This window comes from Microbacterium sp. TNHR37B (assembly GCF_001620065.1).
Classification (GTDB): domain Bacteria; phylum Actinomycetota; class Actinomycetes; order Actinomycetales; family Microbacteriaceae; genus Microbacterium.
Genome location: NZ_LQGV01000004.1, coordinates 97040 through 109188, shown reverse-complemented (window position 1 = coordinate 109188; position 12149 = coordinate 97040). Strand labels below are relative to the sequence as shown.

Genomic DNA, 12149 nt, shown 5'->3' with positions numbered 1-12149 from the left:
GGGAGGGAGGCGGTGCGGAGCGCCCCGGGGGGCGGACGCTCCGCACCGCGCGGGTCAGTCGTCGAGGACGATCGACCGGTAGGTGGGGTTTCCGACGGGTGAGGTGACCAGGTCGGCGACCTTCTCCGAGGTCACGTACGAGTACTTCTCGAAGAAGAGCGGCACCGCCGGGAACTCGGCCTGGATCAGCTTCTGCACCTCGGCGTAGGCCGAGCCGTCGGTGGAGAGGTCCGCGTCGGCTGCGGCCATCGCGTCGGCGACCTCGTCGCTGTACCAGGGGATGCAGTTCGTGCATCCGCCGCCCTCGATGAAGAACACCCGGAGCGTCGCCTGCTGGCTGGGGTACAGCGCACCCCAGCGCGAGAAGAACGGACCGTCGATGTTCTCGTCGTTGCGGTTCTGCAGGAACTCGGCCCAGTCGGCGCTCGGCTTGGCGGTCGCCTCGATCCCGAGGTTCTGACGCAGCTGGTTGGCGATCGCCTCGTAGAGCGGGTCGAGTCCGCCGCCGCCCGGGAAGTAGATCTCCAGGGAGCCGTCGAATCCTCCGGCCTCGTCGAGCAGCGCCTTGGCGGCCTCGGGGTCGTACTCGCAGTACTCCCCACAGATGCCGGCCGGGGTGCCCGGTTCGATCGCGGGGGTCCAGGCGGTCGCGGCGTCGTAGGTGCCGCCGTAGATCACGTCGATGATCGCCTCACGGTCGATCGCCATCGAGATGGCCTGGCGCACGCGGATGTCGTCGTAGGCGTCGTTCCACAGCGGCAGCCCGAGGAAGGAGATGCCGGGCGCCTCGAACGAGTACAGACGGTCGCCGAAGTCACCGGCGGCCTGGGTCAGCTTGGAGGCGGGGACTCCGGCCACGTCGAGGTTGCCGGCGAGGACGTCCGTGTAGGCCGTCTCACTGTCGGTGTACGGGACGAACGTGATCCGATCGATCGTCGGCTTCTCGCCCTGGTAGTCGTCGTAGGCCTCGAGGACGATGGGCTCGTTCTCGACGTAGTCCTCGGCGAAGGCGAAGGGGCCGTTTCCGATCGGGTGGGTGTTGTAGGCGTCGAAGTCGGTCAGTGCCGACGCGGGCATCGGGAACATCGCGGTCTGCGCCTGCGTGACCTGCAGCGGGAACTGGCTGTCGGGGCCGGTCAGCTCGACGGTGAAGGTGCGCTCGTCGACGACGGCCAGGCCCGACATCTCCGTGGTCGAAGGCTCGCCTTCGGCGGGGTTGAGGTCGGCGTAACCGACGATGTTGGCGAGCTGGCCGGAGTTCTCGAACGCGTTGGGGCCGTAGGCGACGGCGTTCCAGCTGTCGACGTAGGACTGCGCCGTGACGGGTGTGCCGTCCTGGAACGTCCAGCCCTCGCGAAGGGTGATGGTCCACGTGATCGCGTCGTCGGACTCGATCGACTCCGCCTGGACGTAATCGAGCGAGCCATCGGAGTTCAGGAACGCGAGCGGCGCCCAGACCGCCATGTTGACGTCGTACGCCACCGACTGGCGTCCGGGGATGATGAGCTGCGGATCGGTGGCGGCGACGCGGATCTCATCGATCGCGTCGTCTCCCTTCGGAGCGGTGCCGGCGCTGCACGCAGACAGCGCGAGGGCGGTGGCGGCGACGGCTGCTGCCGCCGCGAGGAGCCTCTTGTTCATGGTTTCCTCACAGGGAATCGCTGAGACAGGAATGGTGCGGGACACGGTGCCAGGGTGAGGGCACGGGCCGGGCTGCGCGGGCCGCGGCGGCAGTACGGGGTGAGTACGTACGCTCACCATAGGGGCTGTGGTTTTCGAACTTTCAATACGAAATGAAACCTTTACATTTCGGAAACGCCCTCGGAGGGCGTCCCTAGACTCGGGGTGTGCCCGCCGGAACCGAGGAATCGCGCGCCACGTCAGCCATCAGCGAGGACTGGCAGGTGGGCATCGCGCTCTGGTTCGTGCCGACGGTCGTTGCGCTGTTCGCCGTCTTCGGCATCAGCGGCATGCTCGCGGCACCCGGCTCCGGTTTTCCCGGCGCGCTGGACGTCGTGGCGAGATGGACGCTGTCCTCCGCCGGGCACGTCGACTGGACCGCACCGGTGCTGGTCACGGCCGCCTTCGCGCTCGCCGCGATCTGCGCGGCCCCCATCCAGGAGCGCGCCGGCTTCGCCTCCCCCGTTCCCGTGTTCGCCCTCGCCTCCGCAGCGATCGCGACAGCGCTGACCGTCTGGGCGCTGTGCGCCCTCGTGACGATGACACGGCTCGCGGATCTGCACCCGGAGAACCCCGACGTGTGGCAGCAGTTCGGCGCGGTCAGCGGGATCTTCCTCGTGGCACCGCTGGGCGTCGTGGCGGGGATGTCGGCCGGGCGTTTCCAGCTCCTCCCGCTTCCCGCGCGCCTCGCCGCCGCTCGCGACGAGGTCGCCCGCCTCGAGGACGGCCTGGTCGAGCTCTCCGGCCTCAGCCCTTCCGCGGAGGTGCTGCGGTATCGCGTGGCCCGTTACGGCGTACCCTCGCTCCTCGCCCTCGTCCTCATCGGCGTGGGGCTCGTCTCCACCGCTGCCGCGAACTGGCCCGGCGAGTATGTTCCTTCTCTCCTGGGCGCCACCGTGGGCGTCTTCGCGTTCTCGGCCTTCTGCTCGGCCGTCGGCGCCAGCCTGGTGGCCGCGCCGACCGGGCACTTCAGTATCCGCGCACCCCACGGCAGACGCCCCACGGCACTGGGCTGGATCGCCGGCATCATCCTCCTCGGCGGTGCACTCACCCCCGTCGCCGCCGCCGCGTACATCACCGTCGCCCTGGAGCGCGACGCGCCCCACGGGACGGCCGCCGAGTTCGCCGTGGTGTGGCTCGGCGCCATCGGCCCGGTGCTCGCGTCGGCCCTCTACGCCGTTGTGCTTCTCCTGCCGTCGACGGTCGCCGGGCACCGATGGGCGGCGCGACGATCGCAGGAGAAGCATCTCGTCGCCGCGCGCAGCGCCGCGACGCGCCTGGAGGAGCGTCTGCGCGAGTCCGCGACGGGTGCCTCCGGCGCGGAAAGCGAATCGGACCCGCGCATCGATTCAGCTGCATCCACCTCCTAGACTTCTCCCCATGAGCACCCCCGGCGACGCCGCCTCCGCGCACGCGCACGCCGTGCCGGTGCACAAGGTGCTCAACAACAACGTCGTCATCGCGATCGACGAGTCGGGGCGCGAGCGCGTGCTCATGGGGCGCGGACTGGGCTTCCAGCTGAAGCCCGACGACGTCATCGATCCGCGAAAGGTCGAGAAGACGTTCATCCTCGACGCCGGGGCTGCCGGGGAGCACGAACGTCGCCTCCTCACCGACGTCCCGTATCCGATCGTGGAAGCGGTGACCCGCGCCGTCGACGCGGCGGAGCGGCGGCTCGGCAGGCACCTCGGCCGCCATCTGACCGTGGCCGTGATCGACCACGTGAACTACGTGATCGAACGCCTCGACCAGGGCCTGCGGATCCCCTCGACGGCGATGCCCGAGCTCCGGGTGCTCCATCCCCACGAGTTCGATGCCGCCCAGGCAATGGCCCGTGACATCGCCGCGTCGCTGGATCGTGAGCTCCCTCCGGAGGAAGCGGTCTTCCTCACGATGCATCTGCTGAACGCGACGCGCGACGAGCCCAACGGCACCGCCGCGCTCCTGTTCCGCCGCGTGCAGCACGTGGTCGAGGTCGTCGAGCAGGCGTTCGGCGTCAAGCTCGACACCGAGAGCCCCGACTACGCGCGCTTCATCCTGCACATCCAGTTCCTCCTGCAGCGTCTCGTGAACCGCACCATGCTCTCCAGCGGCGACACCTCGTTCTTCGAGTTCGCCAAGCACAGCTATCCGGTCTCGTACGAGATCGCCCGCCAGGTGAAGTCCTACGTGCACGGAGCGACGGGGTCGGAGCTCACCGACGAAGAGCTGCTGTACGTCATCGTCCATGTCGAGAGACTGAAGTCACAGGTCGCCCCTGGCACTCCGCCGCCGACCGTGGTACCGTGATCGCCGTAGGGCTGTGTCCCTGCCGAGATCTCCGGATCGTTACCGCGCAGCGGGCGAAACCTGAACTCACATCACCGAATCGGTGATGAACGAGTTCAGGTTTTTTTGTTGCCCGGAAACGCCCCGGAGAGCCCGAAACCACGACAGTGCCGCAGTGGGGCGGCGAAAGGATGGCGGATCCCGATGGCGGATTACGCGAAGACCGCGGCCGGCGTACTTGCCGGCGTCGGCGGCGAAGAGAACGTGCAGTCGCTCGTGCACTGCGCGACCCGGTTGCGCTTCGTCCTCAAGGACGAGGCAAAGGCGGACGGAGCAGCCATCAAGGCGGTTCCCGGGGTGATCACCACCGCCCAGGCGGGCGGTCAGTATCAGGTGGTCATCGGCAACGACGTTCCCGAGGTCTTCGCCGAGATCGGCAAGATCTCGAAGCTCGGTGCCGGCGCCGATGGCTCCTCGACCGAGGCGGGCCCGAAGGGGAACCTCTTCAACCGCTTCATCTCGATGATCTCCGCGATCTTCACCCCGGCGCTGTGGGCTCTGGCCGGTACCGGCCTCCTCAAGGCGTTCCTCGCGGCGGCGGTGACGTTCGGCTGGATCAGCACCGAGACGAGCACCTACATCGTGCTGAACGCGCTCTCGGACGCGTTCATCAACTTCCTGCCGATGGCCCTGGCGATCACGTCGGCGCGCTACTTCAAGGCGAACGAGTGGACGTCGCTCGCCATCGCGGGCGCCCTCGTCTACCCGACGATCACGGGGCTGGTCGGCGCGCCCGACCTGACCTTCTTCGGCATCCCGTTCACGATGGTCAGCTACGTCTCCAGCGTCATCCCGATCATCGTGATCGTCTGGCTGCAGAGCCACGCCGAGAAGTTCCTCTACGCGAAGCTCCCCGGCGCGATCCGCCGGTTCGTGACGCCGATGATCGTCGTGCTCGTGGCCGTGCCGCTCGTCTTCGTCGTGATCGGCCCGATCTCCGACATCGTCGGGAGTGCCCTCGGCGACGGCATCGGCTGGGTCTTCAAGAACGCCCCGTGGCTGGGCGGGGCGATCATGGGCGGCCTGTGGCAGGTGTTCGTGATCTTCGGTCTGCACTGGGGTCTCGTGCCGCTGTTCCAGCTCGAGTTCCAGACCACCGGCCAGATCCTCCTGCTCGGACCCGTGTTCGCCGCAGTGCTGGCCCAGGCGGCGGCCGTCGCCGGCGTGTGGGTGCGTGCCCGCAACAAGAACCTCAAGTCGCTCGCCGCCCCGGCAACGCTCTCGGGCTTCCTCGCCGGGATCACCGAGCCCGCGATCTACGGCATCAACCTGCCGCTGAAGCGCCCGTTCGCGTTCGGCATCGCCGGTGGCGCTCTCGGCGGGGCGATCATCGCCCTCGGCGGTGTCTTCTCGAAGGCGTTCGTCGTGCCCTCCGGTCTCGCACTGCCGGCCCTGTTCGGCAACGGCAACATGATCATGCTGGTGCTCGGCCTCGCCGTCGCCATCGTCGTCCCCTTCCTGCTGACGGCCATCGTCGGGTTCAAGGAGCCCGCCGAGGACACGGCCGCTCCGGCTGCCGCCGCCGGCAACGACGTGCTGGTCCTCGCGCCGGTCGACGGCACGGTCGTGCCCCTGTCCGAGGTGCCCGACGCGGCGTTCGCCGACGGGTCGCTCGGACGCGGTGTGGCGATCACCCCCCGCTCGGGCGCGGTGTACGCACCGTTCGACGCGACGGTCGTCGCCGCGTTCCCCACGGGGCACGCGTTCGGGCTGCGTCACGCCGACGGCACCGAGGTGCTCATCCACATCGGCATCGACACCGTGAAGCTGGCCGGAGAGCACTTCACCACCAAGGTGACCGCGGGTCAGCAGGTGAAGGCGGGCGACCTCCTCGTGGAGTTCGACGGCGACGCCATCCTCCGGGCGGGATACGACCTCACCACCCCCGTGGTCGTCACCAACCCCGACCTCTACCCCGCGGTGCGGGACGAGGCCTCCGGGCCGATCGCGCACGGTGAGCCGCTGTTCACCGCGGTGTCGGTCGACTCCGTCGCCGGCGTGCGCTGAGCCCTCGCCCGGCAATGCCGGGGCGCGGCACCCTCCGCGCCCCGGCTTCCCCTCTCCATCCGAGACACACAAAGGACGCATCATGAGCACCACCCCGTTCCCCGACTCGTTCCTCTGGGGCGGCGCGACGGCAGCCAACCAGATCGAGGGCGCGTACGACCAGGGCGGCAAGGGCCTCTCGGTCCAGGACGTCATGCCCCGCGGGATCGTCGGCGCGCGCACCGCCGAGCCGACGCCCGACAACCTCAAGCTCGTCGGCATCGACCACTACCACCGCTATGCGGAAGACATCGCCCTGTTCGCCGAGATGGGCTTCAAGACGTACCGGTTCTCGATCGCGTGGAGCCGCATCTTCCCGAACGGCGACGAGGAACAGCCCAACGAAGAGGGCCTCGCCTTCTACGACCGCGTGCTCGACGAACTGGAGAAGCACGGCATCGAGCCGCTCGTGACGATCTCCCACTACGAGACGCCGCTGCACCTCGCCGAGACCTACGACGGCTGGACCGACCGCCGGCTCATCGGCTTCTACGAGCGCTACGCCCGCACGCTGTTCGAGCGCTACGGCTCGCGCGTCACCTACTGGCTGACCTTCAACGAGATCAACTCGCTCCTGCACGCCCCCTTCATGTCGGGCGGGATCAACACCCCCAAGGAGGAGCTCACCGAGCAGCAGCTCTACCAGGCGATGCACCACGAGCTCGTCGCCTCCGCCCGTGCCACCCGCATCGCCCGCGAGGTCGCACCGCAGGCGCAGATCGGCTGCATGGTGCTGTCGATGCCGGTCTATCCGCTGTCGCCCTCGCCCGCCGACGCACTCGAGGTGATGGAGTTCGACCACTCCAACCTCGTCTACGGCGACGTCCACACCCGCGGTGCCTACCCGGGCTACTTCCTGCGGACGCTTCGGGAGAAGGGCATCGAGCTCGAGATCACCGACGAGGACCGCGAAGACCTCACGAACACGGTCGACTTCGTCTCGTTCAGCTACTACATGTCGGTGGCGGCCACCGCCGATCCCGCGAAGAAGGCGACCGGCGCGGGCAACATCATGGGCGGTGTGCCCAACCCCACCCTGGAGGCCAGCGAGTGGGGCTGGCAGATCGATCCGATCGGTCTGCGTCTCGTGCTCAACCAGTTCTGGGACCGCTGGCAGAAGCCGCTGTTCATCGTCGAGAACGGTCTGGGCGCGAAGGACGAGCTCGTCGAGGTCGACGGGGTGAAGACCGTCATCGACGATTACCGCATCGCCTACCTGAACGACCACCTCGTGCAGGTGGGCGAGGCGCTGAAGGACGGCGTCGACGTGCTCGGCTACACCACGTGGGGCTGCATCGACATCGTCAGCGCGTCCACCGCGCAGCTCAGCAAGCGCTACGGCTTCATCTACGTCGACCGCAACGACGACGGCTCGGGCTCGCTCGAGCGCTACAAGAAGAAGTCGTTCGACTGGTACGCCGAGGTCATCCGCACGAACGGCGGTTCGCTCACCTCCTGACCCGCTCAGGTGGCGCATATGGTTGTCTCTCTCCCCGCGAGGCCACCATATGCGCCACCTGTTCGCGCGCCCATCGCCCCTGCCTCACCGGAAAGCCGCCCCATGACCTCCTCCTTCCGACGCCGCGCCGTCTTCCTCGACGTCGACGGAACCCTGATGCAGGACGGCCGGTACATCCCGCCGTCCGCGATCACGGCGATCCAGGCAGCGCGCGCGGCCGGCCACCTCGTGTTCCTCAGCACGGGGCGCGGGATGAAGGAGCTGGAAGGCCCGATCCTCGACATCGGCTTCGACGGCGCCGTCACCAACGGCGGCGGATTCGGAAGCATCGGTGACGACGTGATCGTCGCCGAACTCCTCGGGCACGACTCGGTACGTCACCTGGAGGAGCGCCTCGACGCCCACGGTGTGCACTGGTACTTCCAGACGTACGACCGGATGTTCGCGAGCGCGGAGCTTCCCGCCCTCATGCAGCGTTACGTCGACCGCGACCGGCGCGCGCACGAGGACCGAATGCGGGCCACCGGTCGCGACGTCGACGACGAGGAGTTCTTCAGCGTCGGCATGAAGACGTTCGACACGTCCCACGAGTTCGTCCCCGCCGAGGCCGCCAAGGCCGTGATCCTCAGCGAAGACCCCGCGGCGGTCGCCGCCGCCGTAGCCGAGCTCGACGGCGCCTTCGCCGTCGTCGGAGGGACGATCCCCCTCCCCGTCGGAAGCTCCGGCGAGATCTCCGCGGTCGGGGTGAACAAGGGCGCCACGATCCTGCGGCTCCTTGCGCACCTCGGCATCGACCCCGCCGACGCGATCGGGATCGGCGACAACTGGAACGACGCGGAGATGTTCGAGGTGTGCGGGGTGTCGATCGCCATGGGGAACGCGGCGCCCGGCGTCCAGGCCCTCGCCGACCAGGTCACCTCGGCGATCGACGACGACGGTATCCGCAACGCCTTCGTCCGCAACGGGCTCATCTGATCGCGGGCGAAAAGCAGGCGGGGCGGGCCCTCGGCACCCGAATTCTGCCGGATCCCCCGTCTCCGCCTGCTTTTGGCTCGCCGGACGGCGGGCACCGCTCGCGTACAGGCTCCGGCCACACCGGTTTGAAAGGATGGACACCGTGACCCGCACCGAATCCTCGCCCCGCATCCTGTTCATCGACGTCGACGGGACGATCCTGGAGCACGGCTCGGTCATCGCCCCCTCGACGGTCACCGCCATCCGCGCCGTCCGCGAGCGCGGCCACCTCGTCTACCTGTGCACCGGCCGGTCGGCGGGCGACATCCACCCCGAGGTCGCGGCGATCGGGTTCGACGGCGCGATCACCAACGGGGGCGCCTACGCGACGCGCGGCGACGAGGAGCTCTTCTTCCACCCCATGCCGCCCGCCGACGTCGAACGGCTCACCTCGTACTTCGAGGAAAACGGGGTCCACTACTTCCTGCAGGCCAACCAGCAGGTGTACGCCAGCCCGGGGATCCTCGGCATGATGGCGTCCTTCCTGCGGATGCGCGCCGCCCGGCGGTCCGAGGATCTCGCCCACCTCGGGATCGACGAGGATCAGCAGGACCTCCTGAACGCGGTGCTCACCGAGGCCGCCGACCGCTATCTCCCCGTTTCAGAGGCCGACCGCGACCACATCGCGAAGGCGGTCTTCGTCAGTGAGCGCTCCGACAGCGTCGACCGGGCGCAACGGGCGCTCGGCGAGCGCTTCCACGTCATCCCCGGCAGCATGCCGATGCCGGGAGGATCGAACGGCGAGATCTCGCTCCGCGGGACGAACAAGGGCGCCGCCATCGTGGAGGTCCTGAGCCTCCTCGGGCTCGATGCGGCCGACGCGATCGGCATCGGCGACAGCTGGAACGACGTCGAGATGTTCGAGGTGTGCGGCACGTCGGTCGCGATGGGCGGAGCGGATCCGCAGTTGCAGGCCCTCGCCGACCGCGTCACCACCGGCGTCCTCGACGACGGCGTCCACAACGCCTTCGCCGCCCTCGGGCTCCTCTGACCATCGCGCGCAGGACGTCGAACGGGGCCCGAGCCCTCAGAGGAAGATGTCGGGGAAGAGGTCGCTGTCGGGCGTGCCGGGGGTGGCGGCGTAGCGGGAGAAGTCGGTGACTCCGGCCTCACGGAGCACGTCCTCCACGATGAGGGTCTGGCCGGTGTACTCGCGCGCCGGACGCGTGAGCACCTCGTAAGCGGCGTCGGCGTAGATCTCCGGCGTGCGGCTGACCTTCATCATGCGGTCGCCGCCGAGCGCGAACTGCACCGCCGCGGTGGCGATGGTCGTCTCCGGCCACAGCGTGTTCGCGGCGACACCGTCGGCCGCGAACTCCGCTGCGATCCCCAGGGTGGCCATCGTCATGCCGAACTTCGCGAGCGAGTACCCCGTGTGGGCGCCGAGCCATCGCGCCGTGGTGTTCAGCGGCGGCGACAGCGACAGGATGTGCGGGTTCGGAGCGTCTTTCAGGATCGGGAGAGCAGCGCGGGAGAGCATGAACGTGCCGCGGACATTGACGTCCTGCATGAGGTCATACTTCTTCGTCGCCAGTTCCAGCGAGCCGGAGAGGTCGATCACCGACGCGTTGTTGACGACGATGTCGACCCCGCCGAACTCGCCCTGCGTCTTCAGGACGGCCTCGGTGATGTCGTCGTCGTTGCGCACGTCGCCCACGATCGGCAACGCCTCGCCGCCGGCCGCCCGGATGGCCTCGGCCGCCGAGTGCACCGTCCCCTCGAGCCGGGGATGCGGCGTGTCCGTCTTGGCGAGGAGGGCGATGCGCGCGCCGTCACGCGCGGCGCGGAGCGCGATCGCGAGGCCGATGCCGCGGCTTCCTCCCGACATGAGGATCGTCTTGCCGGCCAGCGCCGGGGTCGCGTCGGGCGTGCTCATCGGGTCTCCTTGGGGGTGCGGGCGGCGAAGGCGGCGATCCGGGCGGTCGCCTCGGGGGTGTCGAAGCTGTCGCCGATCGTGCGGGCTTCGTCGTCGAGGTTCTCGGTGAACGGACGGTGCGCGCCCGTGCGCACGAGGCGCTTGGCCTGTCCGAACGCCGCGGTCGCACCCTCGAGCCAGAACCGCGCGACCTCCGCGGCCCGCGCGGCGGGGTCGTCCGCGAGCTCCGACACCAGTCCCCACTCCAGGGCCGTCTCGGCGTCGATCGTGCGATCCTGCAGGAGCAGCGAGAGGGCCCGGCGCTGGCCGATCGCGGCGGGGAGGAGCGTGGAGACACCCAGGTCGGGTGTCAGGCCGATGTTGGCGTAGCGGCTGACGAACCGGGCGGCGCGGGAGGCGACGATGTAGTCCGCCGTCAGCATGAGGCCGAGGCCGCCGCCGGCGACAGCTCCCTGGACGGCGGCCACCACCGGGGTGCTCGAGGTGACGAACGCGCGGATCCCCTCGTGGATCACGTGCGCGGCGGCGGTGACGTCAGCGCCGGATGCCCCGGAGGTCCCCATCTGCAGCACGTCACCCCCGGCACAGAACGCCGGGCCGTTCGCATCGAGCAGCACCGCCCCCACCTCGGGGTCACGGGTGACCTCGTGTGCCAGGTCGCGCCACCGCGCGCCCATCTCGAAGTCCATCGCGTTGAGCACCGCGGGACGGTTGAACGTGAGCCGGGCGAGGGCCCCCTCACGCGTGTACAGGATCGAGTCGGTCATCGAGGGTTCCTCCGAGTGGGCGTCGCACAACTCCTCCCACGTGGTGCCGCGCTGCCGTGCGGGGCGCGTCGTCCCGGCACGACGGACGCGAAGCCCCGCGTTCGTGGAGGAGTCATGCAGAGCGGGCGAGTGAGCGGCACCCCGGCCGCCCTCATTTCGGGGCCATCCGGATCGCACCGTCGAGGCGGATGGTCTCCCCGTTGAGGTAGCCGTTCTCGACGATGCTGAGGACCAGGGCGGCGTACTCGTCGGGACGACCCAGCCGCTGCGGATACGGCACTTGCTGACCGAGGGAATCCTGCGCGGCCTGGGGCAGGCCAGCGAGCATCGGGGTCTCCATGATCCCCGGCGCGATCGTGCAGATGCGGATCGCGTGCCGGGCGAGCTCGCGGGCGATCGGCAGGGTCATCGCGTGGACGCCTCCCTTGCTCGCCGCGTACGCGGGCTGGCCGATCTGGCCGTCGAAGGCCGCGACCGACGCGGTGTTGACGATGACGCCCCGATCGCCGTCCGCGGTGGGCTCGGTGCGCGCCATCGCGGCTGCCGCGTGCGCCACCACGGTGTAGGTGCCGATCAGGTTGACACGGACGAGGCGCTCGAAGTCGGCGATCGAGGTGGGGTTCCCGTCGCGGTCCAGGACCTTGGCGGGAGGCGCGATGCCGGCGCAGTTGACCACGACGCGCAGCGGCGCCTCGGCGGCGGCGACCCGGACCACGGCTTCCACCTGGCTCGCGTCCGTCACGTCGGCGGCGGCAAAGACGCCCCCGAGCCCAGCGGCGGCGGCCTCGCCCGGAGAGGAGGGGAGGTCGACGATGACGACGCGCGCACCGGCCGCGGCCAGTCGGCGGGCCGTCGCCAGCCCGAGGCCGCTGGCGCCGCCGGTGACGAGGGCCGTGGCTCCGACGATGTCCATGCGCTCTCCTTCGAACGAGTGGGGATCGCATACCACCATACGCGGGACTCAGTGTCACGTGAACTC

General features: G+C 69.3%; 10 protein-coding genes. 6 read left to right on the top strand and 4 right to left on the bottom strand.

What is annotated here, in order from left to right; genetic code table 11:
- Window positions 1-54: 54 nt before the first annotated feature.
- A complete protein-coding gene (locus AVP41_RS14730; RefSeq protein WP_067166306.1) occupies window positions 55-1641 on the bottom strand; it encodes a peptide ABC transporter substrate-binding protein in 1587 nt (528 codons plus the stop codon).
- A gap of 206 nt (window positions 1642-1847) precedes the next feature.
- On the opposite strand from AVP41_RS14730, the gene AVP41_RS14725 reads away from it, so the two are divergent.
- From AVP41_RS14725 to AVP41_RS14700, 6 genes are all read left to right on the top strand, one after another.
- The gene (locus tag AVP41_RS14725) at window positions 1848-3050 is read left to right on the top strand and encodes a hypothetical protein (protein WP_067166303.1); all 1203 of its coding nucleotides are present in this window, start codon (window positions 1848-1850) and stop codon (window positions 3048-3050) included.
- Window positions 3051-3060: 10 nt separating this feature from the next.
- Window positions 3061-3969: a PRD domain-containing protein gene (locus AVP41_RS14720; protein ID WP_067166299.1), complete on the top strand. Its 909-nt coding sequence runs from the start codon at window positions 3061-3063 to the stop codon at window positions 3967-3969.
- Between the two features lie 183 nt (window positions 3970-4152).
- On the top strand, window positions 4153-6015 hold the full coding sequence (locus AVP41_RS14715) for a beta-glucoside-specific PTS transporter subunit IIABC (protein ID WP_067166295.1): 1863 nt from the start codon (window positions 4153-4155) through the stop codon (window positions 6013-6015).
- Between the two features lie 82 nt (window positions 6016-6097).
- On the top strand, window positions 6098-7513 hold the full coding sequence (locus AVP41_RS14710; RefSeq protein ID WP_067166292.1) for a glycoside hydrolase family 1 protein: 1416 nt from the start codon (window positions 6098-6100) through the stop codon (window positions 7511-7513).
- 102 nt (window positions 7514-7615) lie between these two features.
- Window positions 7616-8488: a Cof-type HAD-IIB family hydrolase gene (locus AVP41_RS14705; protein ID WP_067166289.1), complete on the top strand. Its 873-nt coding sequence runs from the start codon at window positions 7616-7618 to the stop codon at window positions 8486-8488.
- 133 nt (window positions 8489-8621) lie between these two features.
- A complete protein-coding gene (locus AVP41_RS14700) occupies window positions 8622-9518 on the top strand; it encodes a Cof-type HAD-IIB family hydrolase (RefSeq protein ID WP_067166287.1) in 897 nt (298 codons plus the stop codon).
- A 36-nt stretch (window positions 9519-9554) separates the two neighbouring features.
- Here the strand turns inward: AVP41_RS14700 and AVP41_RS14695 are convergent, their stop codons facing one another.
- From AVP41_RS14695 to AVP41_RS14685, 3 genes are all read right to left on the bottom strand, one after another.
- On the bottom strand, window positions 9555-10403 hold the full coding sequence (locus AVP41_RS14695; protein ID WP_067166284.1) for an SDR family oxidoreductase: 849 nt from the start codon (window positions 10401-10403) through the stop codon (window positions 9555-9557).
- Window positions 10400-11170: an enoyl-CoA hydratase/isomerase family protein gene (locus AVP41_RS14690; protein ID WP_067166281.1), complete on the bottom strand. Its 771-nt coding sequence runs from the start codon at window positions 11168-11170 to the stop codon at window positions 10400-10402. Before AVP41_RS14690 ends, AVP41_RS14695 begins: the two co-directional genes overlap by 4 nt.
- Window positions 11171-11321: 151 nt before the next feature.
- Window positions 11322-12083 (bottom strand): SDR family NAD(P)-dependent oxidoreductase, encoded by a 762-nt coding sequence (locus AVP41_RS14685; RefSeq protein WP_067166279.1) that lies wholly within the window; start codon window positions 12081-12083, stop codon window positions 11322-11324.
- Window positions 12084-12149: the final 66 nt, after the last annotated feature.